The sequence below is a fragment of the Micromonospora avicenniae genome, from assembly GCF_900156065.1.
In the GTDB taxonomy this organism is placed as follows: domain Bacteria; phylum Actinomycetota; class Actinomycetes; order Mycobacteriales; family Micromonosporaceae; genus Micromonospora; species Micromonospora avicenniae.
The window spans coordinates 75605-99825 of sequence record NZ_FTNF01000019.1 but is presented as its reverse complement, the minus strand read 5'-3'; the positions used below and the strand labels follow the sequence as shown (position 1 = coordinate 99825).

29 protein-coding genes are annotated in these 24221 nt (G+C 72.9%); 18 read left to right on the top strand and 11 right to left on the bottom strand.

Annotated features, from left to right (window positions below; all coding sequences use genetic code 11):
• The first annotated feature begins 700 nt into the window (after positions 1-700).
• Positions 701-1672: a pirin family protein gene (locus BXA10_RS24125; RefSeq protein ID WP_076473098.1), complete on the top strand. Its 972-nt coding sequence runs from the start codon at positions 701-703 to the stop codon at positions 1670-1672.
• A 115-nt stretch (positions 1673-1787) separates the two neighbouring features.
• Positions 1788-2444 carry a hypothetical protein gene (locus BXA10_RS24120; RefSeq protein WP_076473097.1) on the top strand — a complete coding sequence of 219 codons (657 nt, stop codon included), beginning with the start codon at positions 1788-1790 and terminating at the stop codon, positions 2442-2444.
• A 339-nt stretch (positions 2445-2783) separates the two neighbouring features.
• Here BXA10_RS24120 and BXA10_RS24115 read toward each other — a convergent pair whose 3' ends face one another.
• Positions 2784-3053 carry a DUF2795 domain-containing protein gene (locus BXA10_RS24115; protein WP_076473096.1) on the bottom strand — a complete coding sequence of 90 codons (270 nt, stop codon included), beginning with the start codon at positions 3051-3053 and terminating at the stop codon, positions 2784-2786.
• 260 nt (positions 3054-3313) lie between these two features.
• Between BXA10_RS24115 and BXA10_RS24110 the strand changes: the two genes are divergently transcribed.
• The 6 genes from BXA10_RS24110 (at position 3314) to BXA10_RS24085 (ending at position 7514) form a co-directional block, all read left to right on the top strand.
• Entirely contained in the window at positions 3314-3730 is a 417-nt protein-coding gene (locus BXA10_RS24110; protein WP_076473095.1) for a DUF2267 domain-containing protein, read from the top strand.
• A gap of 279 nt (positions 3731-4009) precedes the next feature.
• Positions 4010-5029 (top strand): TerC/Alx family metal homeostasis membrane protein, encoded by a 1020-nt coding sequence (locus BXA10_RS24105; protein ID WP_076473094.1) that lies wholly within the window; start codon positions 4010-4012, stop codon positions 5027-5029.
• A 126-nt stretch (positions 5030-5155) separates the two neighbouring features.
• Entirely contained in the window at positions 5156-5746 is a 591-nt protein-coding gene (locus BXA10_RS24100) for a sulfite oxidase-like oxidoreductase (protein ID WP_217696837.1), read from the top strand.
• Positions 5739-6518 (top strand): ferredoxin reductase, encoded by a 780-nt coding sequence (locus tag BXA10_RS24095; protein WP_425436112.1) that lies wholly within the window; start codon positions 5739-5741, stop codon positions 6516-6518. Before BXA10_RS24100 ends, BXA10_RS24095 begins: the two co-directional genes overlap by 8 nt.
• Positions 6519-6535: 17 nt before the next feature.
• Positions 6536-6829, top strand: coding sequence for a DUF6510 family protein (locus BXA10_RS24090; RefSeq protein ID WP_076473093.1), 294 nt, complete (start codon positions 6536-6538; stop codon positions 6827-6829).
• Between the two features lie 163 nt (positions 6830-6992).
• Positions 6993-7514, top strand: a complete 522-nt coding sequence (locus BXA10_RS24085; RefSeq protein ID WP_076473092.1) for a GNAT family N-acetyltransferase — start codon at positions 6993-6995, stop codon at positions 7512-7514.
• Between the two features lie 100 nt (positions 7515-7614).
• On the opposite strand, the gene BXA10_RS31650 is transcribed toward BXA10_RS24085, so the two are convergent.
• Positions 7615-7776 carry a hypothetical protein gene (locus BXA10_RS31650; RefSeq protein WP_175649288.1) on the bottom strand — a complete coding sequence of 54 codons (162 nt, stop codon included), beginning with the start codon at positions 7774-7776 and terminating at the stop codon, positions 7615-7617.
• A gap of 91 nt (positions 7777-7867) precedes the next feature.
• The gene (locus tag BXA10_RS24080; RefSeq protein WP_076473091.1) at positions 7868-9313 is read right to left on the bottom strand and encodes a M20/M25/M40 family metallo-hydrolase; all 1446 of its coding nucleotides are present in this window, start codon (positions 9311-9313) and stop codon (positions 7868-7870) included.
• 136 nt (positions 9314-9449) lie between these two features.
• On the opposite strand from BXA10_RS24080, the gene BXA10_RS24075 reads away from it, so the two are divergent.
• Positions 9450-10751, top strand: a complete 1302-nt coding sequence (locus tag BXA10_RS24075) for an NAD(P)/FAD-dependent oxidoreductase (protein WP_076473090.1) — start codon at positions 9450-9452, stop codon at positions 10749-10751.
• 111 nt (positions 10752-10862) lie between these two features.
• On the opposite strand, the gene BXA10_RS24070 is transcribed toward BXA10_RS24075, so the two are convergent.
• From BXA10_RS24070 to BXA10_RS24060, 3 genes are all read right to left on the bottom strand, one after another.
• Positions 10863-11903, bottom strand: coding sequence for an AI-2E family transporter (locus BXA10_RS24070; RefSeq protein ID WP_076473089.1), 1041 nt, complete (start codon positions 11901-11903; stop codon positions 10863-10865).
• 40 nt (positions 11904-11943) lie between these two features.
• On the bottom strand, positions 11944-12720 hold the full coding sequence (locus tag BXA10_RS24065; RefSeq protein WP_076473088.1) for a spermidine synthase: 777 nt from the start codon (positions 12718-12720) through the stop codon (positions 11944-11946).
• An 80-nt stretch (positions 12721-12800) separates the two neighbouring features.
• On the bottom strand, positions 12801-13781 hold the full coding sequence (locus tag BXA10_RS24060; RefSeq protein ID WP_076473116.1) for a DUF2267 domain-containing protein: 981 nt from the start codon (positions 13779-13781) through the stop codon (positions 12801-12803).
• 202 nt (positions 13782-13983) lie between these two features.
• On the opposite strand from BXA10_RS24060, the gene BXA10_RS24055 reads away from it, so the two are divergent.
• Entirely contained in the window at positions 13984-14301 is a 318-nt protein-coding gene (locus BXA10_RS24055; protein ID WP_076473087.1) for a hypothetical protein, read from the top strand.
• 123 nt (positions 14302-14424) lie between these two features.
• Here the strand turns inward: BXA10_RS24055 and BXA10_RS30520 are convergent, their stop codons facing one another.
• Positions 14425-14832: an STAS domain-containing protein gene (locus BXA10_RS30520; protein WP_245828414.1), complete on the bottom strand. Its 408-nt coding sequence runs from the start codon at positions 14830-14832 to the stop codon at positions 14425-14427.
• A gap of 284 nt (positions 14833-15116) precedes the next feature.
• Here BXA10_RS30520 and BXA10_RS24045 point away from each other — a divergent pair, with 284 nt between their 5' ends.
• Together BXA10_RS24045 and BXA10_RS24040 are read left to right on the top strand one after the other, a co-directional pair.
• Positions 15117-15563 carry a response regulator gene (locus BXA10_RS24045; protein ID WP_076473086.1) on the top strand — a complete coding sequence of 149 codons (447 nt, stop codon included), beginning with the start codon at positions 15117-15119 and terminating at the stop codon, positions 15561-15563.
• A gap of 218 nt (positions 15564-15781) precedes the next feature.
• A complete protein-coding gene (locus BXA10_RS24040; RefSeq protein WP_076473085.1) occupies positions 15782-16306 on the top strand; it encodes an ATPase in 525 nt (174 codons plus the stop codon).
• 24 nt (positions 16307-16330) lie between these two features.
• Here BXA10_RS24040 and BXA10_RS24035 read toward each other — a convergent pair whose 3' ends face one another.
• Positions 16331-17179, bottom strand: a complete 849-nt coding sequence (locus BXA10_RS24035; protein ID WP_076473084.1) for a hypothetical protein — start codon at positions 17177-17179, stop codon at positions 16331-16333.
• Positions 17180-17560: 381 nt separating this feature from the next.
• Here BXA10_RS24035 and BXA10_RS24030 point away from each other — a divergent pair, with 381 nt between their 5' ends.
• Complete coding sequence (locus tag BXA10_RS24030; RefSeq protein ID WP_076473083.1) at positions 17561-18424, top strand: endonuclease/exonuclease/phosphatase family protein; 864 nt, start codon at positions 17561-17563, stop codon at positions 18422-18424.
• Positions 18425-18432: 8 nt separating this feature from the next.
• On the opposite strand, the gene BXA10_RS24025 is transcribed toward BXA10_RS24030, so the two are convergent.
• Positions 18433-18858 (bottom strand): OsmC family protein, encoded by a 426-nt coding sequence (locus BXA10_RS24025; RefSeq protein ID WP_076473082.1) that lies wholly within the window; start codon positions 18856-18858, stop codon positions 18433-18435.
• A 153-nt stretch (positions 18859-19011) separates the two neighbouring features.
• Positions 19012-19956, bottom strand: coding sequence for a serine/threonine-protein kinase (locus BXA10_RS24020; protein WP_076473114.1), 945 nt, complete (start codon positions 19954-19956; stop codon positions 19012-19014).
• A gap of 184 nt (positions 19957-20140) precedes the next feature.
• Here BXA10_RS24020 and BXA10_RS24015 point away from each other — a divergent pair, with 184 nt between their 5' ends.
• From BXA10_RS24015 to BXA10_RS24000, 4 genes are all read left to right on the top strand, one after another.
• The gene (locus tag BXA10_RS24015; RefSeq protein ID WP_245828412.1) at positions 20141-20392 is read left to right on the top strand and encodes a hypothetical protein; all 252 of its coding nucleotides are present in this window, start codon (positions 20141-20143) and stop codon (positions 20390-20392) included.
• A gap of 73 nt (positions 20393-20465) precedes the next feature.
• Positions 20466-21212, top strand: a complete 747-nt coding sequence (locus BXA10_RS24010) for a response regulator transcription factor (RefSeq protein ID WP_425436111.1) — start codon at positions 20466-20468, stop codon at positions 21210-21212.
• Entirely contained in the window at positions 21190-22692 is a 1503-nt protein-coding gene (locus BXA10_RS24005) for a sensor histidine kinase (RefSeq protein WP_076473081.1), read from the top strand. The genes BXA10_RS24010 and BXA10_RS24005 overlap by 23 nt, the downstream gene beginning before the upstream one ends.
• A 69-nt stretch (positions 22693-22761) precedes the next feature.
• Positions 22762-23451 carry a helix-turn-helix domain-containing protein gene (locus BXA10_RS24000; RefSeq protein ID WP_076473080.1) on the top strand — a complete coding sequence of 230 codons (690 nt, stop codon included), beginning with the start codon at positions 22762-22764 and terminating at the stop codon, positions 23449-23451.
• A 22-nt stretch (positions 23452-23473) separates the two neighbouring features.
• Here BXA10_RS24000 and BXA10_RS23995 read toward each other — a convergent pair whose 3' ends face one another.
• On the bottom strand, positions 23474-23875 hold the full coding sequence (locus tag BXA10_RS23995) for a VOC family protein (protein WP_076473079.1): 402 nt from the start codon (positions 23873-23875) through the stop codon (positions 23474-23476).
• 189 nt (positions 23876-24064) lie between these two features.
• On the opposite strand from BXA10_RS23995, the gene BXA10_RS31645 reads away from it, so the two are divergent.
• A complete protein-coding gene (locus BXA10_RS31645; RefSeq protein ID WP_175649291.1) occupies positions 24065-24214 on the top strand; it encodes a hypothetical protein in 150 nt (49 codons plus the stop codon).
• The last annotated feature ends 7 nt before the right edge of the window (positions 24215-24221 follow it).

The following is a 24221-nucleotide window of genomic DNA, read 5'->3' as shown; positions in this document are numbered from 1 at the left end:
CCGCAGTACGCCACCACCGCGTTCCTGAAGGGTTTGAAGCAGGTCGACGGCTGGCACGACATGCCGCTGACCCAGGCCGCCCAGACCGTGCAGGTGTCGGCCTACCCGGACGCCTACGCCCAGTGGGAACAGCAGGCCGCCGACCTCGTCGGCCACTACTGGAACAGCTGACAACCACACAGCGCATGAGCTTCAACCGTTGGCCGGCACCCGAACCCGGGTGCCGGCCAACGGCATACCCGAACCCGGCCAACCCCGGCACCGAGTCGGACAGCGGCGAACCCGTGAACGGGCCGGGCCGAGTGCGGCGCTGCGGCCCACGGGTCGAGCGCCGTCGGCGGGCCCGCCCACCTCACAGCGCGAGACGACGCCGGGCAGCGGTGAGCCCGCGAACGGGCCGGGCCGAGTGCGGCGCCGCGGCCCCACGGGTCGAGCGCCGAAGGCGGGCCCGCCCACCCCACAGCCCGAGACGAGCCGGGCAGCGGTGCGCCCGCGCACGCCGCGAGCCGGGTCACGTGTGGCAACGCATCCGCACCCGGGCGAGCGGGCCCTCGTGGCCGGCCCGGTGTTCAGCCTGCCGTGGTACCTGGCGACGGGAAGTGGCGGGGCGTCGAGGAGCAGGCTGGGCGCGCGGGGCGGGGTCCGCGGAACGGGCGGGGAAGACGCTCGGCGATGCGAGGGCGCAGCGTACAGTCGGGCGGTGAAGCGTACGGAATCATTGCCGGCAGAGACCCGGCCACCTGGCGTGGCGGCGGTCGATCCCGGCAGCGTGCTGTTGCCTGGTCACGACGTGCCGCTGGGTCGGTACACGACGGTACGGCGGTTGCTGCCGCAGCGGCAGAGGCGGATGGTCGGCGCCTGGTGCTTCGTCGACCACTTCGGGCCCGATGATGTGGCCGAGCGGCCCGGCATGGAGGTGCCGCCGCACCCGCACACCGGCCTGCAGACGGTGACCTGGCTGCTGGACGGCGAGATCCTGCACCGGGACAGCCTGGGTAGTGTCCAGCCGATCCGGCCCGGCCAGTTGAACGTGATGACCTCGGGGCACGGTATCGCGCACTCGGAACGGTCACCCGCGACGCACCCGCCGGTGATGCACGGCGTGCAGCTCTGGGTGGCGCTGCCGGACTCCGCGCGGGCCGGCGCGCCCGACTTCGCCCACCACGCCGACCTGCCCCGGTGGCGCGACGGCGGGCTGGACGCGACCCTGCTGGTCGGCGAGATCGCGGGGGAGCGGTCGCCGGCGGTGGTGCACACCCCGCTCGTCGGCGCCCAGTTGGAGTTGACCAGTACGGCGCCGACCGACATGCCGCTACGGCCCGACTTCGAGTACGGCCTGCTGGCGATGTCCGGCGCCGCGGAGGTCGACGGGGTGTCCTTCGAACCGGGGGCGCTGCTCTACCTCGGCGTGGGGCGCAACCAGCTCACGCTGCGCGGCACGCCCGGCAGCCAGTTGCTGCTGCTGGGCGGTGTGCCCTTCGAGGAGCCTCTCGTGATGTGGTGGAACTTCGTCGGGCGTTCCCACGAGGAGGTGGCGGCCGCTCGTGAGGACTGGATGGCGGGTCGGCGCTTCGGCGTGGTCGCCGACGACCCCGCGCCGCCGCTGCCCGCCCCGGCGCTACCGACCACCCGGCTCAAGGCTCGCGACCGCAGTGGCGGTCTGCACGGCTGACCCGGCGTCGCGGTGGTCCCGGTGGGATCGCCGTCGCCCGGTTCGACCCGATCGGAGTCCGTTCCGCGCCGTCGCCGGCCGAGTGTGACCGGCGGCGGCGCGGGTAGTCGCATCCATGCCGATCTCCAGCATCGAGGACAAGAAGCGCCTGGTGCGCCGGCTCGCCGGCAGCGGGCGCGGGTTCGCCGAACAGTACGGCTTCCAGGTAACCAACAACCCGTCAAGCCTCTTCCAACTGCTCTACCTGTCGGTGCTGCTGTCCCGGCGGGGCGACTTCCGGCGCGCGGTGGAGAGCGCACAGGCGTTGCGGGCGGCCGGTTGGGACAGTGCCGCCCGGCTGGCCCGCTCGCTGCACGAGGACCGGGTGGGGGTGCTGCGTGAGGCCGGTCAGCGCGGTGACGTCGACGCTCTCGCCAGCACGTTGGGCGATCTCGCGCGTACCGTCGTCGACCGGTACCGGGGTGATCTGCGCCGGCTGCGCGCCAAGGCGCAGTACGACCCGAGCCAGGAGCGGAAGCTGCTCACGGAACTGCCCGGGGTAGATGGCGAGGTGGTCGAGTTGTTCCTGCGGGAGGCGCAGGCGCTCTGGCGTGAGGTGGCGCCGGTGGCTGACCGGCGGGCGTTGGCCGCGGCGCGCCGGCTCGGGCTCGGCCGTTCCGCGGGTGACCTGGCCGGACTCGCCGGTGGCGGCGAGTCGGAACGGCTCGCCTGGCTGGTGGGTGCGCTGGCGCGGGTCGACCTGGAGAAGCGTTACGCGGAGGTAATGAGCTGAAACGGTGACGTGGGCTGGCCCACAGTCTCAGCGTTATCGACCGTTCGGACGATGCGAACTGTATGATGATCGAGGCGGTCCTGCCTTGCCCGGTTCGGGCGTAGGGACTGCGTGGTGGCTGCGGCCCGGTTCGGGCCACGCGGCTACCTGGGCAGGTTCTGTGTGGCGCCCCAGGTCGCGGTTCGTGACCCGGGGCGCCCGCCTGTTCCAAGGCGAATGACGACCGGCTCCTGCCGCATGCGCTGGACCGGACGGCCGGCCTCGTACGAGGAACTCCACCGTCCGGTCGTCCACCGCCGCCCCGTACCCGCCGTTCGACGGGCACGAGGCGGCGTCCGCTCAGATACCGCGCAAGTGCTGCGAGACGCGCGGGTGCCGGTCGCGGGCCTGCGCCGCTCGCTGCGACGCGCTGAGTTCGGGCGCGGCCTCGATTCCGGCGGAACGAGCCACCTCGTTGCCGTTGGCGTAGTCCACCGGCGGTAGCGCCCGCAGTGCCTTCAGCACGTCCGGCGGCGCTCCTTCCCGTTCGGCCTCCCGAATCACGTCGTCCTTCTCGGCCGGGTAGTCCAGGCTCGACAGGTACTGCAGGACGTCGGCGTAACTCGCCATGGCGTCGGCTCCTCCGGGCATCGATCCGGTCACGACCGGCGGCGGTTACCCGCCTGCCGGGCCGTCACGCCGCTGGAGCCGGAAAATCGCCGAGCGGGGGAGGGCGGAAGTCCTGTCCGTCCGGATCGGCCGGAACGCGGACGAGCGGCGAACCGGCGAGCAGGTCGACGACCCCGCCGGCCCGGGAGCGGTCCCGCGTCGTTTCCCGAACCGGTCAGGGGGTACGCGGAGGCCTCGACGTAGCCGGCGAGGAGCACGCGATGAACTACGACACCTTCATCGACCAGGTGGCACATCGGACGAAGGCGTCCTCCGAGCGTGCCGTCGCCCTGACCTCGGCCACCCTGGAGACGCTTGCCGAGCGGCTGACCGGGGGTGAGGTGTTGGACCTCGCGGTCCAACTTCCCAAGCCGTTGCAGCTGGTGCTGAAGCCGAGTCCACGCATCGAGGCGGCCGACCGGTTCGGGGCGGCCGAGTTCATCGCCCGGGTAGCGCTCCGTGCCGATGTCGAGGAGGCCGCGGCTCGCGACGCCGTGCGGGCGGTCCTGACGACGCTGCGCGAGGCGATCACCGGAGGCGAGTTCGACGACGTGATGACCCAGCTGCCGCGGGACTACCGGGAGATGGTGGAGCCGGCCATGGCGCCCGGGGCCACGCTGCGGCGTAGCGGTCTCTGAGCTGGCGCCGGACGAGTGAGACCGACCGATATCTCCGCGCGTCGATCCCCGGCCGGCCGGAAACCCGGCGCCGGAATGCGGTTGACCTGGGCAACCATCGACACGCGACAACGCCCCCGGCTGGCGTGAGGCCGGTGCCTGACCTAACCTTGACCCGCGAGGGGAGTACTTCCCACGAACCATTCCGGTCAGTACGGCGTGCCAGGCGCGCCTCGGGTGGTTGCCCACGGAAGTGGGTGAAGGAGACCTCGAACATGGCACGGTGTTCGAGGAGGCCCTATGTCCGAGCTGTCGTACCTGTCCGCCGCGGAGCTGTCGACGGTCGGCACCCCCACTCTCTGGGCGGTGACGATCGGTGGCGTGCTAGCGCTGCTGGTGCTCGACTTCCTCGTCACCCGCCGCCCGCACGAGGTCTCCCTCCGCGAGGCATTCGCCTGGTCGGCGTTCTACATCGCCCTGCCGCTGGCCTTCGGCGCCTGGGTGTGGAACCGCTACGACTCCGAGCTCGGCGTGCAGTACCTCACCGGTTACCTGGTGGAGAAGTCGCTCTCCGTCGACAACCTGTTCGTCTTCATGCTGCTGCTGGCCGCGTTCGCGGTGCCCGCCGTGCTCGCCCAGCGGGTGCTTCTCTACGGCATCGCCGGCGCCCTGGTGCTGCGGGCGGTGTTCATCGCTCTCGGCGCGGCTGCCCTGGAGACGCTCGACTTCGCCTTCCTGCTCTTCGCGATCATCCTCATCGCCACGGCGGTGAAGCTGCTGCGCGACGCCCTCACCGGGCACGAGCAGGAGGTGGACATCAACAAGATGCGCTCGGTCCGGCTGCTGCGGCGGTTCATGCCCGTCGTGGACGACTACCACGGCACCCGGATGACGGTACGCCAGTCCGGACGGCGCGCGCTCACGCCGTTCGCGCTAGTGGTGGTGGCGGTGCTCGCCACCGACGTGGTCTTCGCGGTCGATTCGGTGCCGGCCGTCTACGGCATCACCGAGGACCCGTACCTGGTCTTCGCCACCAACGCGTTCGCACTGCTCGGCCTGCGCGCGCTCTACTTCGTGCTGCACGCCGCGCTCAGCCGACTGGTGCACCTCAGCTACGGCCTGGCGGTCATCCTGGCGTTCATCGGCGTCAAGCTCGGCCTGCACTGGGCGCACGGCGTCTGGGCAGGCGTGCCGCAGATTCCGACGCTGGCCTCGCTCGGCGTCATCATCGCCGTTCTCGCGATCGTCACGATCACCAGCCTTCGCGCCACTCGCACCCAGGAGTCGGAGGAGCGCGAGGTCGTTGTCGAGCGGCGGTGACCAACCACCGTGGCCGGTGCGGTCGCGGGGCCACCGTCGGTCAAGGTCAAGCGGAAATCGTCACACCGTAAGGGGGAACGGTCCCGCGCCGACCGGCACAGGTGGTACGACTGTCTGGTGGGAATCGTGTCGCCAGGCTTCCAGGGCCGGCCCCGCTCGTCGGAGCCGGCCCTACCTCCAGGGCAGTACCTGACCGAGGACTTCCCGGTGCTCTCCGCGGGGCCGACGCCGAAGGTGCCGTTGGACAGCTGGGAGTTCGTCATCACCACCGAGACCGGCGCCGAGTACCGCTGGTCCTGGTCTGAGCTGATGGCGCTGCCACAGGAGACACCAGAGGTGGACATCCACTGCGTCACCCGGTGGTCCAAGCTCGGCACCACCTGGCAGGGCGTCTCTTTGGACACGCTGCTCGACGGCATCGACACCAATGCCGCGTACGTGACGGCACACTCCTACGGCGGCTACACCACCAACCTTCCGCTCGACGACCTGCGCGGCGGACGGGCCTGGGTGGCGCACACCTTCGAGGGCGGAGACCTCCCGGCGGAGCACGGCGGGCCGGCCCGCCTGCTGGTGCCGCACCTCTACTTCTGGAAATCCGCCAAGTGGGTACGTGGTCTGCGGCTGATGACCGCCGACCGGCCGGGATTCTGGGAGGCCGCCGGTTACCACGACTACGGCGACCCGTGGCGCGAACAGCGGTACCAGGGTGACTGAGCGCGCCGCCGCGGTGCGCCCACCGGCACGCGCTCCACTGACCTGGCAGGTCGCCCGGCTGGTCGAACGCCGGGTGGAGACCCCGACCGCGCACACCATTGTGCTCGAGGTGCCCGGCTGGCCGGGGCACCTGCCGGGCCAGCACCTCGACGTCCGGCTCACCGCTCCCGACGGGTATCAGGCCGCCCGCTCATACTCGATCGCAGGACCGGTGGTGGACGGCCCGGGCGGGCCGCGCATCGAGCTGACCGTGCAGCGGGTGCCCGACGGCGAAGTGTCGCCGTACCTCATCGACGTCTACGGCGAGGGCGACCCGGTGGAGGTACGCGGGCCGGTCGGCGGCTGGTTCGTGTGGCGCCCGGAGGAGACCGCGCCCGTCCTGCTGGTCGGCGGCGGCTCGGGGATCGTGCCGCTGATGGCGATGCTGCGGGCCCGCCGGGCGGCCGGCAGCCGGGTGCCGTTCCGGTTGCTCTACTCGGTACGCACGCCGGACGACGTCATCTACGCCGACGAGCTGCGCCGGCGCGGCCGCGACGACCTCGGACTGGACGTGGCGTACGTGTACACCCGCAGGGCGCCGGACGGGTGGCGGGGCGACCCGCACCGCATCGGGCTGGCCGACGTCAACAATCACGGATGGCCGCCCGGCCTGGAACCGGTGAACTACGTCTGTGGCCCGACCGGGTTCGTGGAGACCGTCGCCGACCTGCTCGTCGGGTTGGGGCACCAGACGCGGCGTGTGAAGACCGAACGGTTCGGGCCGACCGGCTGACCGGCGAGGAGACACCGATGACCGACATGTCCTACCTGGACGGCAACATGATGGACGGGCCGCTGCGCGAGCTGTTCGCCGTCGATCTGAGCGGGGCCACGGGGCGGTGCGAGAACTGCGGAATGGTCGGCCCGATGGGCACCATGCGCGTCTACAGTCACGCGCCCGGGCTGATCGGGCGCTGCCCGAGCTGCGCCCAGGTGATGCTCCGGTTCGTCCGCTCGCCCAACTGGGCCCGGCTCGACCTGCGCGGACTGACGTTCCTGCAGGTGCCCATGCCGCTCGACCAGCCACATCCCGGTCCCATGTGATCCGTACCGCTCGGTTGTCGTCGGCGACGGGCGGATCGCGTACCCCGGACCCGGTCGGTCGGGTGCCGCCCGGCCCCACGCCGCCACGTCCGGCGGAGACGTCGGCCACACCGGCGTGGAATGCGATGGACGGCGTGGCGGCGGCTCGTCAGAGTGATCCACCGTGAGATATCTGCGTACCGACGAACGTGTCGGCATCCGCCGCCCGCGACCCGCCGACGAGGACGAGTTCATCGCCGCGGCCCGGCGCAGCCGCGAGTTGCACCAGCCCTGGCTCGCCGCCCCGGACACGCCCGAGGAGTACGCGGCGTACCTGCGTAAGAACCGCCGGCGGGAGAACGACGGGTACCTGATCTGTGACCGGGAAAGTGGCGCGATCGCCGGGTACGCGAACATCAGCGGCATCGTGTTGGGCGCGCTGCGCGGCGGCTACCTGGGCTACGCCGCGTTTCTGCCGTACAGCGGCACGGGGCACGCGTCGGCCGGTGTCCGGCTGGTGATCGAGCACGCGTTCACGGTGCTCGGCCTGCACCGGCTCGAAGCGAACATCCAGCCGGGCAACGAGCCGTCCAAGCGGCTGGCCCGTGGACTCGGCTTCCGGTTGGAGGGGTTCTCGCCGGATTACCTGTTCGTCGGCGGGGCGTGGCGTGACCACGAGCGCTGGGCGATGACCGCGAAGCCCTGAGCCGTCACCGTAAGCGGCTTCGCCGGCGCCGGCCGGTGCCGCGCCGACCGGGACCCGGCCGGCGCCTGCTCGCCCGGCCGGGCCGTACGCGCCGCCCGGCTCAGCGGCCGGGACCGCGTGTCTCCTTCGCCTGACCGCCCAGGCGTTCGATGCGGCCCTGCTTCTGCTCGACCCGCCGCCGCTGCCGCGCCGTGAGCTGCTTACGCCCGCTCTGCCGCAGGTAGATCGGCTGCCGCTGGTCGTTGGACATCGGCATGCTCATCACACTGCCTCCTTCCGCGGCGACCGTCGCACGGGCCCGGGTGAGCCGGCCCCACCCGGAAGGGGTGAGGCCGGCTCACCGGCGGGCCGCCTCAGCTGCCCGGGCGGGGGAAGGCCACCGGGCTGCGCAGGCCGGAACGGCCCACCGCCCGTACGCCGAAGAAGACGTTGTCCTTGGACAGATCGATCGTGACCTGCGTGACGTCGCCGACCGGGATCACCTTCTGCCACTCCGCGGCCGTGGTCTCGCGCCAGAGCACCTCGTAGCCGGCCAGCTCGGGCTCGGTGCCGCGCTGCCAGCGCAGCGTGGTGTTGTTGGTCAGGTCGGTGGTGACGATGATCGCCCCCTTCGGGGTGCCGGGCGCCTGCGCGAGCGACCAGAGCACCGCGCCGTTCACCCGGGCCACCCGGGTGATGTAGCCGAAGTCGCAGAACTCCGGCAGGTCGCCGTACTGCTTGCCGTCCACCGTCCGCACGTCCTGGTGCTGGTGGGCGAAGTCCTCGTGCGGCTCGGTGAACCGGCCCGCCGGCCAGCCCTGCTCGAGGAACGAGATGTGGTCGCTGCCCCGCAGGTAGCGGTCGCGGCGGTAGATCACCCGGACGTCCATGCCGGTCGCGCCGTTGTCGGCGACGTCCTTGACGAAGCGGGCCAGCTGCCGCGACGGTGAGTCGTTCTCCCCGCCGACCGACCTTCGGGTGTTCGCCTCCCCGGGGGTCTCCGCGGTCGGCACGCCCTCGGCGAACAGCCGTACGACGCGCGGGTCGCGGGTGCCGTCGTCGGCCGTGCTGCTGCCCACGATGTCGTTGCTGAACATGCCCTGGATGTCGGCGCCGGCGGCCTTGAGCTGTTGGGCCAGGTGGGCGGAGCCGTAGAGGCCCTGCTCCTCGGCGGCCACCGCCGCGAAGACGATGGTCGCCGCCGTGCGGCGGGTGGCCATCAACCGGGCCAGCTCCATGACCACCGCCACGCCGGACGCGTCGTCGTCCGCGCCCGGGGCGTCACTCACCGCGTCCATCACGTTCGTGGCCCGGGAGTCGTAGTGGCCGGTCACCACGTACGTCCGGTTCGGCGACGTCTCCCCGCGCAGGGTCGCCACCACGTTGGTGATCCGGGTGGGCGCCGGGATCCGGGACGCCGGCTGCTGGATGTACGACTGGAGTTCGACGGTCATCCGGCCGCCGGAGGCGGCGGCGTACTCCCGCATCTGGTCGTAGATCCAGTCCCGGGCCGCGCCGATGCCGCGCTCGGGGTCGTCCTGCGCCGAGAGGGTGTGCCGGGTGCCGAACGCGGCCAGCCGGCGGACGATCGCCTCGATCCGGCGCTGGTCGACGGCCCGGAGCAGGTCACGCAGCTCGCGGTCCGGCGACTGCGGCCGCGCCGGTTGGCCGGGGCCGGGCGTCTTGCCGTCGCCGGAGGCGGCGGCCGGCTCGATGAACGCGGGTACGGCCACGGCTGCGGCGGTGGCGGCGGTGGCGGCGGACAGGAGGGTGCGGCGGGTGGGCCTCGTGGACCGGACGCCGCTGTCGTCATTTCCCATGACCGCATCCTCGCCATCGATGACCGCCCCTGTCTATATCGCCGGGCATGAATGCCGTCGAGTCCGAGTGGGCCCCCGCCCGACCTACCCGGCTGAGGCCACGTTTGTCCGGCGTGTCGGCGGGAACGTGATCGCAATGACGAAGCCTCGTGTGGTGATCGTGGGGGCCGGGTTCGCCGGTTACCACGCGGCGAAGACGTTGAGCCGCCTGGCCGGCAGCCGGGCCGAGATCGTGTTGCTGAACTCGACGGACTACTTCCTCTACCTGCCGCTGCTGCCCGAGGTCGCGGCCGGCGTGGTGGAGCCCACCCGGGTCGCGGTGCCACTGACCGGCACCCTCGACGGGGTCCGGGTCGTGATCGGCGAGGCCGACGAGGTGGACCTGCAGAACCGCTGGGTGGGCTTCACCCAGCCGGAAGGGGATCGCAACCGCCTCGCGTACGACCGGCTGGTGCTCGCCGTCGGCAGCGTCAACAAGCTGCTGCCGATCCCCGGGGTGACCGAGTACGCGCACGGCTTCCGTGGTCTGCCCGAGGCGCTCTACCTGCACGACCACGTGATCCGGCAGCTCGAGCTGGCCGAGCAGGCCGAGGATCCGGCCGAGCAGCAGGCGCGGGCGACCTTCGTGGTGGTCGGCGCCGGCTACACGGGGACCGAGGTGGCCGCGCACGGCCAGCTCTTCACCGACGCGCTGCACGCCCAGCGTCCGAGGCTCACCCAGCGCCCCAGGTGGATGCTGCTCGACGTGGCCCCGCGGGTACTCCCGGAGATGGACAAGCGGATGTCGACGACCGCACACCGGGTGCTCGAACGCCGGGGCGTCGACGTGCGGATGGGCACCTCGGTGGCCGAGGCGACCGCGGACGGGGTGAAGCTCACCGACGGCGAGTACGTGCCCACGTGCACCCTGGTCTGGTGCGTCGGGGTCCGCCCGGACCCGTTCGTGGCCGAGCTGGGACTGCGGACCGACCGGGGGCGGCTGGTCACCGACGAGTTCCTCAACGTCCCCGGCTTCCCGGAGGTGTACGCCTGCGGCGACGCGGCGGCCGTGCCCGACCTGACCCGGCCGGGGCAGATCTGCGCGATGACGGCGCAGCACGCCCAGCGCCAGGGAAAGCTGGCCGCGCACAACATCGCCGCCTCGTACGGGCACGGGAAACGCCGGCCGTACCGGCACCACGACCTCGGCTGGGTGGTCGACCTCGGCGGCAAGGACGCCGCGGCGAACCCGCTGAAGGTCAACCTGGGCGGCCTTCCGGCGAAGACGGTCACCCGCGGTTACCACCTGCTGGCGATGCCCGCGAACCGCACCCGGATCACCGCGGACTGGCTGCTCGACGCGACCCTGCCCCGCCCGGCGGTGCAGCTCGGCCTGATCCCGGCGAACGCCGTGCCACTGGAGAGCACCACTCCCGAAGTCCCCGCCCGCCGCCCCTGACCGCGACCCGACGAACCGAGCCCGACTCCACGCACTTTCACGGAAGGAGTGCTCATCCGCGCCAGGATGGGCACTCCTTCCGTGAAAGTGCGCCCTGCCGGGGGCGGGGTGTCAGGGGGTGCGGCGTCGGGGGGCGTACTCGCGCACCAGGATCCGTACGATGCCCGCGGCGGGAATGGCGAGCAGGGCCCCGACGAGCCCGGCCAGTTCGGCGGCCAGCAGGACGCTGATGAGCACGGTCAGGGGGTCCAGCCGTACCGACCGGGACAGGATGACCGGCTGCAGCAGGTGGTTCTCGATCTGCTGGTAGATCACGAAGAAGACCAGCACGACGATGCCGGCAGTGGTCGAGTGCAGGAACGCCGCGCCGATCGCGATGATCGCGCCGATCGTGGCGCCGACCAGGGGGATCAGGTCGGCGACCGCCACCAGCAGGGCGATCACCGCGGCGAACGGCACGCCGGTCAGCAACAGCACCAGGAACGTCAGCAGGCCGCAGATCAGGCTGATCAGCAAATTGCCGGTGAGGTAGCCGGTGACGGTTCGCGAGATCTCGCGGCCGACCCGCCGCCACCGCTCGCCTCGCGCCTCATCGGCTCTCGCCAGCGCCGCACGGGTCATCCGCGGGGCCTCCAGGACCATGAGATACGCCAGGACGATGACTGTGGTCAGCCCGAACACCCCTTCCGCGACGCTGCGCAGAACCCCCACCGCCGGCTGGCGCAGCCGCTCACCGTACTGGCGGATCTGGTCGGAGTGGTTGGCCAGGTAGTCGCGCAGCCCGATCCGGTCCATCAGCCGGCCCACCGGGCCCCGCCCGGCGCGCGCCTCGCGCAGCAGCTCGGGAGCCCGTTCGGTGAACCGGACCAGGTCGTCGATGAGCGGCACCACGATCAGCGCGGCCAGTGCGGCGAGGACGACGAAGGTGATCGTGAAGACGACCAGCGTGGCCAGCGCACGCCGCCGGATCAGCCGGCGCTGCACCAGGTCGACGAGGGGCTTGAGCGCCACCGCGAAGAAGGCCGCCACGACGGTCCAGATCAGTATCCGGCTGGTGGCGCGCACGAACGCCAGCACGAGCAGGGTGGCCAGCACCAACCCGATGACGACCAACGCCCGTCTGGCCGTCCTCCGGTCGTCGGCGTCCCTCATCCGGCGCGGCTACCCCAGCCGGGGGCCCGGAAACCCGGGCTCAGCCGTCGGTGGCGGGTCGGGCCCCTGCGACGAAGGTGTCGAGCGCGGCGCCGTGCAGGACGTTTCCCGGTACGTGGTCCCGGACGGCGGCGGCGTAGATTCGGGCCACCGGCAACCGGCCGGGGCGCGCGGCGGCGGCGATCACCAGGTTGCCGTACCGGCGGCCGCGCAGCATCCGGCGGTCGCCGATCAGGCACACGTCCGGAAAGACCGCGCGCAGCGTGGCGACGTGCACCCGGGTGGCCACCAGCGGCGGCAGGTCGGTGACGTTGACCAGATAGACGCCATCGGGACGCAGCGTCCGGGCCACCTCGGCGACGAACTCGATGGTGCGCACGTGCTCCGGCATCCGGGCTGCCCGGTAGATGTCGGCGAGCACCAGGTCGTACCGGGCCGGCGCCTCGGCGGTGACCGCGGCGCGCGCGTCGTCGATCCGCACCCGCACCGCCGGTGGCAGGGCCGGCAGTTCCCGGGTGACCAGCTCGACCACCGCAGGGTCCCGCTCGATCACCAGCTGAGCCGACCCGGGTCGGGTGGCCGCGAGGTACCGGGGGAGGGTGAGCGCGCCGCCGCCGAGGTGCAGTACGGCGAGCGCGGTGCCGGCGGGAGCCGCGAGGTCCGCCACGGCGGCCATCCGGCGGACGTACTCGAAGTGCAGGTGACGAGGGTCGTGGACGTCGACGTACGACTGCTCGACGCCTGCCGCGAGCAGCAGGCGTCCGGTTGGCCGCGCCGGGTCGGTGACCAGTTCCAGCCGGTCGGCGGCGCGGTCCATGCCTGGCACCGTAGCCGACGTCCGGACCACCGGGGGGAGGCGGGACCGGCGGACCGCGTTCGGCCCGCCGGTCCCCGCCGTCAGCCGTTGGCCATCCCCGCTCCCGCCTCGTCGATGGCGGCGTCGACCTGCCGGGCGAGATCCACGTCCTGCGCGGTCACCGCGCCCGCCCGCGTGGACCGGACGGTCAGCACGGCCGCGGTCGGGCCGGGCCGGGCGATCGTCGGCGCGCGTCCGTTCTCCTGCTGGAGCCGCTCGATGCGGTCGAGTACCCGGTCGAGGTTGTCGGCCGGTAGTGCCACCACCCGGTGCAGCCCCTCGCTGCCGCCGGACCAGTACGGCATGTCGGCGAGCACCGCCGTGAGTTCCGCCTCGGTGAGCGGGGCCGTGGAGGTGTTGGCGCCCACCACACCACCGCCGACCGGTGTCGGCTCCAGCAGCTCCCGCAGGCCGTCCGGGACGCGCAACGACTCGACGAGGTCACCGTCGGCGTCGGCGAGCGCGGCGAGCGTCGCCTCGGCCTGGTAGCGGGCCTCCTCCGGGGTGTTGCCGCTGATCCGTCCCACCTCGGCGAGGAAACCGGACACGTCGCGGCGTTGCTTGATCCCGTCAACCGGCAGCACGTCGCGCAGCGACGTGGGTACGGCCGCGAGCAGGCGGCGTCGTTCCGCCTCGTCGAGCGCGAACGCCAGTACCAGCACGGTCGCCTCGGCGCCGACCTTGGCCGTACGGAAGTCGACACCGGCTCGGCGCCGAACGTCGTCGACGAGGGCGTGGTAGCCCATCGTCGTCGTACCGCCCGTGTTCACACCCGGCGCCACCTGCGGCCGGGGGTTCGTCGGCGCACCGGCCTGGGGTGGGGACGGACCGCCCCGGGTGCTGTCCGGCTTGTGCCGGACGCCGGCGGGCGGCGGCCCGACGCGCTTGCCCCGGTCGAGGCTGGTGAGCTGCTTGGAGGCGCTCAGGCTGGCGCCCGTCTCGCTCGGCTGCCTGCCCTGCTCCCGAGCCTGCCGCGCGAGGGCTCGGCGGCGCTGGTTGTCGCCCTCCATCTGCTTGCGCATGGTGACGCCCCTTCCGCTGGGGATCGTGGTTCCGCTGGTCGCCTTCCCGGCGTCGCCGACCACGAAACGGGCGCCACCGGGCCGGGGCGGCTGTCGTGGGCGGCGGCTTCATCCGGGCGGGGTGAGGGGCGCTCACCCGACCGGGCCGCACGATCAAGCCAGGACCGGAGTTCTTCCGAGGCACGCGGAAGGGAAGGTCGTCATGAAGCGGATCGTCGAGATCGTCCCGGCCCGGCCGGGCTGGTACGCCCGCTGGCAGATCGCACCCGAAGCCACCCGCTGCTACCCGGTGAGCCTGTGGGCCCTGCTGGAAGAGGCCGACGGCACTGGCCGGGAGGTCATCGGGGTCGACTGCATCGGCCAGTGGCCTGGTGCGGACGACAACGAGGCGGGAGCGGAGTTCGTCCGCTACCTGTTCCAGACGCCCGATTCCGGCCCACCCGAGGACGCTGAGCCGCCGCCTCCGGCGGCCGAGCAGCGTACCGGGGGGCCGCGGCTGCAGCCTGTCACCGCGACGTGAAGACCCTCCTCCGGCCCCTGACCCTTGGTCCCAGGGTCGGGGGCCACCCCGCGCGCCGGGCCGCCCCGCCACCGGGACGGCCCGGCGCCGCCATTCCCGGAGTCGGTGCCGCTGCGCGGTCGGTCAGGCGGTGGCTGTGGGCCGGCCGTTCTCCGGCTGGCCCGGCGCCGACGGCCGGCCCGGCGACGGTCGGCTCAGCAGGCCGGTGACGCCGGTCATGTCCAGGATCGTGCCCAGGAACCGGGGAACCGTGCGCAGTTCGAGCGCGGTGCCGGCCTCCTGGCCCTGCCGCCAGGCGTGCACGATCACGGCCAACCCGGTGCTGTCGATGAAGAGCAGGTCGGCGAAGTCCAGGACGACGGCGGGCGGGGCGCCGGCGAGCAGCCGGTCGATCTCCTCGCGGAGCGGTCCCGCCGTGGTGTACGCGAGATCCCCACCGACCCGAACCAGCGGCGCCGCCGGGTTCGAGCGGTCGACGCTCAGGCTCAGCGGTGTCGTCTCGGGTGTCCGCCCGTGGAGTACCACGTTCACGCCTTTCCACAGGCTGCCGGTCGGCCGGATCGAGGCGATCGTAACAACAGGTCGGAGCCACCGCCCGGCAGCAGCCTGCGGCCTCACCAACCCGCAGGCGCGGGGCCGACGGTGATCAGCCGCCGGACCACCGGCGCCTATACTTGCCTCGCTGCAAGCGTCGCGCCCCTGTCCGCCGGAACCGATCGACCCGGCTGTCATGGATCGTCCCGTGATCGGCTACATTTCCCCGCCAGGACGTGACCCTGAAGTCCCGTTCCCGCCAGACCAGAGGCAGGTAGCTCATGGGCGTAGACAGCCCGAACCCGGTCCGCATCCTCGTGGTAGACGACGACCCGGGCGACGTGCTGATGATCGAGGAGGCTCTCCGGGAGTCCGAGGTCGAGAAGGTCATCGACGTGGTGAGCGACGGCCAGGAGGCGATGGAGTTCCTCCGGGGGGAGGGCCGGCACGCCGGCGCCGTGCGCCCGGACGTCATCCTGCTCGACCTGAACATGCCCCGGATGGACGGGCGGCAGGTGCTCGGCGAGGTTAAACAGGACGAGGATCTGCGCACGATCCCGGTCGTGGTACTGACCACCTCCAACGCGGACACGGACGTGATCGGCAGCTACACCCTGCAGGCCAACGCGTACGTCACCAAGCCCATCGACCTCGACGACTTCAACGACGTGGTGCACCGGATCGACGAGTTCTTCGGGCGAGTGGTCGTGCTGCCCAAGCGCCCCTGACGGCGGTCCAGGTCCCCTCGCCTCCCCACGCCCGCGTCCGTCGCCGGCCCGCATCGCCGTGCACCCTCGCCGTGTGCTCCGCCGTCCGCCCTCGCCGTGTGCTGCGGACCCACGGCGGCGCTCGCATGCTGAACAATTTTCCCGAAGCTCGGCGGCGGCGCGCCGCACGGCCGACGATCCAGGAGGGGAAGGTTTTCCGGCTGCCTGGGAGCGACAGCATGAGGTTCTCCGTCGTTGAGATCGGCTACGACCAGCGGCAGGTGGACGCCTGCCTCGATGAGCTCGCGGTCCGGTTGACCCGGCTCGCGGCGTGGGCGGAGAGCGCCGCCGGGGCCGGCCGGGAGTGGGACCGGATCCGGCAGGAGGCGACGGGGCTCTGCGGGCTGCTGCGCCGGCTCGACCCGGACGACGCCGCGGTGGTGGGACTCGCCGTCGGACAGGTGGAGCGGGAGGCGGCCGAGATCCTGGCGCGGGCGCGGTTCGAGCTGGACGCGGCGCGTGAGGAGGCACAGCGGGTGCGCGAGCGGGCGTACGCCGAGGCGGTTCAGGCGCGCCGGGAGTTCGAGGCGGCGCTGCGCGCCCGCCGGCGGCATGTGACGCGGGTGGACGAGCTGCTCGGCGGGGTGAGCGTCGAGCCGGTGCCCGCCGAAACGCCGACCGCGGCCGCGGGAGCGACCGGTCCCGGGGTGCCTGCGACCCGGGCGGGGGTGGCGGGTGTGACCGAGCCGCCGGGCGGGCGCTGACGGCGCCCGGACGCGCTGACGCCGTCAGGTGAGCGCGTTGACGACGGTGGTCGCGCGCTCCTCGTGCTGGGCGTACGCGTCGGGGAACGCGGAGATCTGCACGGACTGGGCCGCGTAGGTGATGGCCATGTCCTGCCAGCCGGGCACCTCGAGCAGGGCGAGGTAGAACACCTTCGCCGCGTACGCCGGACGCATCAGGTCCCGTACGGTGCCCCAGCCGCTGCTGGGGCGCTGCTGGAACAGCCCGACGGAGTCGTGGTCCCAGCCGATGGCCTGGTGCGGGTAGTCCTGGGACTCGGGTAGCACGCCGCTGGCGTAGTTGTAGAGGTCGCTCTCCTGCATCGCGGTGGCCACCGCGACGATCAGGCCACGCTTGGGGACGTGCAGCTGGCGGCCGACGTCAACGATGATCTTCGCGTTGTCCATCTGCGCCTGCGTGAGCCCGGCCACGGGCCGCGGCTTCGTTGGCTTCTTCGGCTTCTTCGGCGCCTTCTTGACCGTCGCTGTCGGGCTGGGCGTCGCGCTCGGGCTGGGGCTGGCCGGGGCGGAGGGGGCGGCGGTGCGCTCCATGGATCGGGAGGCGCGCTCGTCGGCCAGCGCCGCCCGCTCGGCCACCGCCTCGGCCGCCGGCTCGGTCCGGTCGTCCGCCGCGGTGCGGGTGCCGGCGTACGTGGCGAGGCCGAGGCAGCAGCTGACACCGGTGGCGAGGGCGATCCGCATGGGCGTCGAGGTCAACAGTGCCCGCGCGCTGCGGCGGGGCGTTTCAAGCGCGCGATGTCGCCCGTTCATCCGTTCGGAGGATGCATCATCGGCTGGACGGGTCGCGGTGTCGCGGTTGGTCAATTCCTGCGCGGTGGGGTCGTCGGGATGCACTCGCCGAGGCTAGAAACTCGAGCGTCGCCTGCCATCTGCCTGGTTAGTGGCATGCGCCACAATTTGCCACCATCCGAGTGGTCATTGCGGTCGGCTGGCCAAGAAGGTGACGAAACGTGCGATCCGGGTATTCCCGCCATGACCGTAATGACGACATGAGCAGGGCGGATGGGTGATCTTGGCAAAGTGGGGCGCGACCGGGTTTCGCCTCCGCCGAACAGCCGATCGGCCTATGGGCCGAACAGCCACCCGGACGATGGGTCGGGCGGGCCACCCGCGGCGGCGGTCAGTGCCTCCCGCGCCTCGGGGTCGAGCCGTGGCCGAGGGTGCGGGTCGTCACCTCGGCGCGGCCGGCGCGGCCGGCTCCTCGTCGGCGCGGCCGTGCTCCTCGCCGCCGTGCTGGCCGGGCACCGCGCGATACCGAACGTCCGGGGCCTCGGTAGCCTCGTCGACAGCGTCACCCCACTGCTCGGCGTGGGGGTCCCACTGCTCGCCCTCGCAGCCCTGCTGCGCCGCTCCCGCCTCGCTCTGGTCGCGGTGCTGCTGCCCGCCACGGTCTGGGCGGCGCTCTACGCGGGCGCCTGGCTCCGCCCCACCCCGGCGCAGGTCGCCGCGCCCCTGCGCACCGCCAGCCAGAACCTGCGGGCCGGCAACCCGGACCCGGCGGCCACCGTACGTGCCCTCGCCTCGTCCGGCGCCGATCTGATCGCCCTGCAGGAGGTGACCGAGGACGACCGGGTGGACGCCGTCCTGGCTCACGACTACCCGCACCGGGCGACCATCTCCACGGTCTCGCTCCACAGCCGGCACCCGATCCGGGAGCGGGTCGGGGTCGACACCGGCCTGGGCTGGACCAGGGCGTTGCGGGCCGTCGTCGCCGCCCCGGGCGGCGACCTGACGGTGTACGTGGTGCACCTCGGCTCGGCGCGGGCCGGCGACACCACCACCCGGGACCAGACACTCGACGCCCTGGCGGACCGGCTGCGCACGGACCCGGCCCGGCGTCTGATCGTCCTGGGCGATCTGAACACGGCCAGCACCGACCGGATGTTCCTCCCACTCGCCCGGCTGCTCCACGACGCGCAGGCCGACGCCGGGCGCGGGTTCGGCTTCACCTGGCCCGCCGCGGTTCCGCTGACCCGCCCGGACCATGTCCTGTACCGGGGTCTGACCGCGACCTCGGCCGGGGTGCTGCGCACACCGGACAGCGACCATCGCGCGGTGACCGCGAGCTTCCGCTGGTAGCGGCCGGCTCAGCGGCGGCCGTTCTCCGCCGGGGTGACGGTGAGCCGGTGCCGGCTGTTGTCACCGCTGGAGAACGGCCAGATCTCGTCGGCGTGCTCCACCAGGTCGGCCAACTGCTCCCGGGTCAGCCCCGCCGACGAGATCGACGCGTGGACGTCCGCCCGGTAGCGCCCGTCGTCGTCGCGTCCGAGCTTCGCCTCGGCCCGCACCTGCACGGTGTGCGCCTCGTCGGTGATCCGGCCGGCCGCCTCCACCGCCGCGTGGTGCAGACAGGACGCGAACGCCGCGGCCAGCAGCTGCTCGGGTCGCAGCCCGGTGCAGTGCGCGGCCAGCGGGGACGCCAGCGCGGTGGAGAGCCCGCCGTCGTCGGTGCGTACGTGGCCGCCCTCGGCGGTCGCGGCGGCCTCATGCAGCCATGAACTCGGGTCCGGCATGGCGTTCCTCCCGTTCCTCAGCGCCCGGCTACCCGACCCTCGACCGGTGAAACCGTCGCTGACACGCCGACCGCCCCGCCGTGTGCCTTCGGCGAGCCGATCGCCCGAGCTCGCGTGCCGGCGGGCGAGCCGCCCACCGGGCACACGGGAGTCTCAGCGCTCGGCGAGCCGGCCGGACCGGCTGATGGCCAGCGCGGCCTCGGTCACCTGCGCGGCGGCCCGTTCGGTCCACGGGGACACCGCCGCAGGGCCGCGCCGGGGTGCCGGGGACAGCTGCAACGGCACGTACACCCGGGCGTCCACCGCCTCGGCCAGCAGCAGCGCGGCGACGAGGCTGGTCGGCCGCTCGTCCGGCTCCTCGGTCAGGCAGCGGTGGCACAGCTCCGCCACCTCCGCTGGCAGTCCCGCGATCTCCGGCAGCGGCCGCGGCGGTTCTCGCCGGCGTGGGTCGAGCAGTCGTGTGGCGCTGTCCGCCTCGTACGGCAACCGCCCGCTGAGGCAGTAGTAGAGCAGGACGCCGAGGGCGTACATGTCGGCCGCCGGGGTGGCCGGCACCCGGTCCAGCTGTTCCGGGGCGAGGTACGCGGGGGTGCCCACCAGCATCCCGTCCGGTGCCGGGTCGGCGGCGCCGGTCGAGGTGGCGATGCCGAAGTCGAGCACCTTCGCGCCGGCCGGGGTGAGGATGACGTTCGCCGGCTTCACGTCGCGGTGCACGATGCCGTGGGCGTGTGCCGCCGCCAGGGCGGCGCAGACCTCCGCGCAGACCCGTACCGCGATCCGCCAGTCCAGCGGTCCGGCCCGCAGGTGCACGGCGAGCGTCTCGCCCTCCGCCAGCTCCATCACGATGTACGGGGTCTGCCCGCCGGGTCCCGTCACGCAGGTGCCGAAGTCGTGCACGCTCGCCACGTTCGGGTGGACCAACCGGGCCGCCGACCGGGCCTCCGCGCGGATCCGCTCCACCGAGGTGTCCTGGCCCGGCGACATCACCTTCACCGCGACAGGCCGGTCCAGCACCACGTCGTGGGCGCGCCACACCTCCGACATCCCGCCCACCCCGATGCGCTGTTCGAGCTCGTACCGCCCGTCCAGCGTGCGCATCGGCGGCTCCTCGTCCTCGTGGTCGCCCGCCAGTGGGCGCCTCCGGTCGCGGTACCCGACCGCCGAAGCCGGCAAACCGGGGCCGTGTCGCAGCGGTCCGGGATCGTCGCCGCGAGCCGGCTGCGGTCGCCGCGAGAAGTGCGGTAGCTTCCGAGCCGGAGCCGGCTTCACCCTGCGTGCCGGCGTGGTCACCGAGGGGGCGGCGATGGGCGAGGTGAGCGTACGGTTCATCGGCGGACCCGCCCACGACCTGGTCCGGGCGCTGCCGGTCGGGCCGGACGGCGGCCCGCCCACGCGGTGGATCATGCGTCATCCGCGCGGCGACGAGCCGGTCGGAGGTGTCGCGGAGCACCTCTACGAACGCGAACAACCGGACGCTACCGGTGCCTGGACGATGCGCTACGTGCGCACCGACCCCCTCGGTGTCAGCGAGTGACGACCTGCCGCCCACAGCTGGCACACAGGTTCCGCAGAAGATGGACTCAGGAACGCCGCCCACGATGGGGGGCATGGTCATGGAGGGGCATGCGGCCGCTGGCCGTATCGAGCTGCACCGCCCGGACGGCGAACCGGTCCGGGTGCTGGTGGTCGACGACGAACCGACGCTGACCGACCTGCTCGGGATGGCGCTGCGCTACGAGGGCTGGCAGGTACGCAGCGCGAACAACGGGATGGCGGCGGTGACCACCGCCCGGCAGTTCGAGCCGGACGCGGTGGTGCTCGACGTGATGCTGCCCGACCTGGACGGCTTCCAGGTGCTCCGTCGGCTGCGGGAGTACGCGCCCACCGTCCCGGTGCTCTTCCTCACCGCCCGGGACGCCGTCGAGGAACGGATCGCCGGCCTGACCGTCGGCGGGGACGACTACGTCACCAAACCGTTCAGCCTGGAAGAGGTGATCGCCCGGCTGCGGGCGCTGCTGCGCCGATCCGGCCTCGCCGTCGCCGTCCGGGAAGCCGCGGTGCTCACCGTCGGTGATCTCACTCTCGACGAGGACAGCCACGAGGTACGCCGGGGCGACCAGTCGATCACCCTCACCGCCACCGAGTTCGAACTCCTGCGCTACCTCATGCGGAATCCGCGCCGGGTGCTGAGCAAGGCGCAGATTCTCGACCGGGTCTGGAACTACGACTTCGGCGGGCAGGCCAACGTCGTCGAGCTCTACATCTCGTACCTCCGCAAGAAGATCGACGTCGGGCGGCAGCCGATGATCCACACGCTGCGCGGCGCGGGGTATGTCCTCCGACCGGCAGACTGATCCGCGCCGGCGGCTGGCCGGCCGGCTGGCCGGCTGGCCGCTGCGCCGCCGGCTGGTGGTCTCCGTGGTGGCGCTGCTCGCCCTGGTCAGCATCGGCATCGGCAGCCTGACCACGCTGGCGCTGCGCCACTTCCTGGTCGGCCAGGTGGACAGCCAACTCGCCATGAGCGACCGCCGCCCGGGCGGGACGTCCCCCTGGTTGCGCGAGGGTTCCCAGCCGCCATGGCCGGGTGCGCAGTGCGGTCCCCTGGCACGCGTCCCGGAGCCGCCGCGCGGATTCCCGCCGGGCTCCCTGGCGGTGTGCGTGGTCGACGGCGTCGCGACGGTGGGCACCCAGGCGCAGAGCGGTCACGTCGAGGCGGTCTCCGCCGCGGACGTGGGTCCGTTGACGCGGTTGCGCGCCGACGGCAGCCCGCACACGGTCGACCTCGGCGCCCGCGGTGACTACCGGGCGGTGGCTCGGCAGGTGGCCGGCGGGCACATGCTCGCCGTAGCCATCCCGCTCAACCGGGTCGAGGAGACGGTCATGTGGATGGTCGTCGCCCAGGCCGGGGTGGTGACCGTCGGGCTGCTGATCGCCGGCGGTCTCGGCGCGCTCATCGTCCGGGCCGCCCTGCGCCCGCTGAACCGGGTCGCCGCCACCGCCGCCCGGGTCACCGAGCTGCCGCTGGACCGGGGAGAGGTCGCGCTGTGGGTGCGGGTGCCGGGCGGGGACACCGATCCGCGTACCGAGGTGGGGCAGGTGGGTGCCGCCCTGAACCGGATGCTCGGGCACGTCGCCGCGGCCCTCGCCGCCCGGCAGGCCAGCGAGACCCGGGTCCGGCAGTTCGTCGCCGACGCCAGCCACGAGCTGCGTACCCCGCTCGCGGCGATCCGGGGGTACGCCGAGGTCGCCCGCCGGGGCCACGACCAGGTACCGCCCGACGTGGCCCACGCGTTGCGCCGCGTCGAGTCGGAGAGCGCGCGCATGACCAGCCTCGTCGACGACCTGTTGCTGCTGGCCCGGCTCGATTCCGGGCGCCCCCTGGTCGCCGAGCCGGTGGACCTCACGGCGCTCGTCGTGGACGCGGTCAGCGACGCACACGTGGCCGGGCCGGAACAGCGGTGGCAGCTCGATCTGCCCGACGAGCCGCTGACCGTCTCCGGGGACGCCGCCCGGCTGCACCAGGTGGTGGCGAACCTGCTGGCCAACGCGCGGGCGCACACGCCGCCGGGCACCACGGTCACCACCATGCTGCGCGCCGAGCCGGACGCGGCGGTGCTCGGCGTCGCCGACGACGGACCCGGCATCCCCGAATTGTTGCAGGCGGAGATCTTCGAGCGGTTCGCCCGTGGCGACAGCTCCCGATCCCGGGCCAACGGCAGCACCGGCCTCGGCCTGGCCATCGTGGCCGCCGTCGTGGAGGCGCACCACGGCACCGTCACCGTGGAGAGCCGTCCCGGCCGTACGGTCTTCACCGTGCGCCTGCCGAACCGTTAGCCGGCGTACGGCGTCGTTCCGATCGGGCACGGTTCGCCGCCCGCGGCGCGACGTGGCAGTCTGGCGGGTGTGTACCGGGAACGACCGGCCGGCATCGCGGGCAGCACCCTTTGGACCAGCGCCAACCAGGGCGACGCCCGGGAGAGCCGGGTACTGCCGGACGGCTGCGTGGACCTGCTCTGGTCCAGCCGCGCGGGGCTGCTCGTGGCCGGCCCGGACCGCACGGCGTTCCTGAGCGTCAGCGCGCCGGGGGAGCGGTGGACGGGATTGCGCCTGCCGCCCGGCGTCGGTCCCGCTGTGCTCGGCGTGCCCGCCGACGAGCTGCGCGACGCCCGGGTGCCGCTCGCCGCGCTCTGGGGCGATCGTGTCGTCGCCGGCCTGGCCGAGCGGGCCGCCGCCGACCCGGCGTCGGTGCTGACGGAGATCGTGGCGCGGCGGCTGCAGGACGCCGGTGGACCTGATCCGCTCGGCACCCGGGTCGCGGCCGCCGCGGCGGCCGGCCTGCCGGTGGCCGCGATCGCCGTCGAGGTCGGGCTCGACCCCCGCGCCCTGCACCGCCGCAGCCGGCAGCTGTTCGGGTACGGCCCGAAGACCCTCGCCCGGATCCTGCGGATGCGCCGGGCGCTGGCCGCGGCCCGGGCCGGTACGCCGCTGGCCGAGGTGGCCGCCGGGTGCGGCTACGCCGACCAGGCGCACCTGACCCGGGACGTGCGGGAGTTGGCCGGGGTGCCGCCGACGGCCCTCCTCGCCGCCGGCTGACCGGCCCGTCCACGTCGTACGGTCAAGCGTTCGCGGGCAGCGGGGCGAAGAGGTCCACTCCGTTGCCGTCCGGGTCGTGCAGCACCGCGTACCGCTGCCCCCAGAACGCGTCCCACGGCTTCAGGTGGCCCTCGTAGCCGGCCTCGGTCAGCTCGGCGTACCACCGGTCGACCTCTGCCGGATCCGCACAGCGGAAGGCCAGGCTGTGCCGGGGGCTGCCGGTCGGTGGCGTCCAGCCCGGGTCGAAGGAGCGGACCATCTCCGCGTCGTCCCAGGCGAGCCGGATCCCGCCCGGCAGGGTCACCTCCACGTGCGGTTCGGTGTCGGCGCCGGCCGGGATGTCCAGGCCGAGGCGGCGGTAGAAGTCCAGGGTGCGGGCCATGTCGGTGGTGACCAGGCCGATCAGGTCGAGTCGAGGCGTCATGGCCCCGACGATAGGAAGTCCCTCCGTCGGGTGTCTTGAACGAAACGGACGCGCCCGGGGTGGCCGGTGTGGCCGCACGGGGGCGGCTGTCGGCGTACGGTGGCATGAAAGCGGCTTTCCGGATCAAATGCCCCCCAAGCGTTGCCTTTCCGGAACGCCGGTCGTGACGGCGAGGAAAAGGAGCGGTTGGTGTCCCATCTGGCCTATCTGGACGCGGGATCCGGCAGCCTCATCGTGCAGGCGGTGGTCGGCGGCGTGGCCGGCGCCGCGGTGGCCGCCAAGCTCTACTGGCGCAGACTCGTCGACCGGTTCCGGCGGCAGCCCACCGACCACCGCTGATCCGGGC

Coding starts and splice junctions, on each gene's coding strand:
- BXA10_RS23995 (WP_076473079.1), bottom strand. CDS start 23,875: ATGACGCCTCGACTCGACCTGATCGGCCTGGTCACCACCGACATGGCC.
- BXA10_RS24040 (WP_076473085.1), top strand. CDS start 15,782: ATGAGGTTCTCCGTCGTTGAGATCGGCTACGACCAGCGGCAGGTGGAC.
- BXA10_RS31650 (WP_175649288.1), bottom strand. CDS start 7,776: ATGAGCATGCCGATGTCCAACGACCAGCGGCAGCCGATCTACCTGCGG.
- BXA10_RS24045 (WP_076473086.1), top strand. CDS start 15,117: ATGGGCGTAGACAGCCCGAACCCGGTCCGCATCCTCGTGGTAGACGAC.
- BXA10_RS24110 (WP_076473095.1), top strand. CDS start 3,314: ATGAACTACGACACCTTCATCGACCAGGTGGCACATCGGACGAAGGCG.
- BXA10_RS24120 (WP_076473097.1), top strand. CDS start 1,788: ATGCCGATCTCCAGCATCGAGGACAAGAAGCGCCTGGTGCGCCGGCTC.
- BXA10_RS24060 (WP_076473116.1), bottom strand. CDS start 13,781: ATGCGCAAGCAGATGGAGGGCGACAACCAGCGCCGCCGAGCCCTCGCG.
- BXA10_RS24020 (WP_076473114.1), bottom strand. CDS start 19,956: ATGCGCACGCTGGACGGGCGGTACGAGCTCGAACAGCGCATCGGGGTG.
- BXA10_RS24025 (WP_076473082.1), bottom strand. CDS start 18,858: ATGCCGGACCCGAGTTCATGGCTGCATGAGGCCGCCGCGACCGCCGAG.
- BXA10_RS24075 (WP_076473090.1), top strand. CDS start 9,450: ATGACGAAGCCTCGTGTGGTGATCGTGGGGGCCGGGTTCGCCGGTTAC.
- BXA10_RS24080 (WP_076473091.1), bottom strand. CDS start 9,313: ATGGGAAATGACGACAGCGGCGTCCGGTCCACGAGGCCCACCCGCCGC.
- BXA10_RS24115 (WP_076473096.1), bottom strand. CDS start 3,053: ATGGCGAGTTACGCCGACGTCCTGCAGTACCTGTCGAGCCTGGACTAC.
- BXA10_RS24005 (WP_076473081.1), top strand. CDS start 21,190: ATGTCCTCCGACCGGCAGACTGATCCGCGCCGGCGGCTGGCCGGCCGG.
- BXA10_RS24065 (WP_076473088.1), bottom strand. CDS start 12,720: ATGGACCGCGCCGCCGACCGGCTGGAACTGGTCACCGACCCGGCGCGG.
- BXA10_RS24010 (WP_425436111.1), top strand. CDS start 20,466: ATGGTCATGGAGGGGCATGCGGCCGCTGGCCGTATCGAGCTGCACCGC.
- BXA10_RS24070 (WP_076473089.1), bottom strand. CDS start 11,903: ATGAGGGACGCCGACGACCGGAGGACGGCCAGACGGGCGTTGGTCGTC.
- BXA10_RS24105 (WP_076473094.1), top strand. CDS start 4,010: ATGTCCGAGCTGTCGTACCTGTCCGCCGCGGAGCTGTCGACGGTCGGC.
- BXA10_RS24090 (WP_076473093.1), top strand. CDS start 6,536: ATGACCGACATGTCCTACCTGGACGGCAACATGATGGACGGGCCGCTG.
- BXA10_RS24055 (WP_076473087.1), top strand. CDS start 13,984: ATGAAGCGGATCGTCGAGATCGTCCCGGCCCGGCCGGGCTGGTACGCC.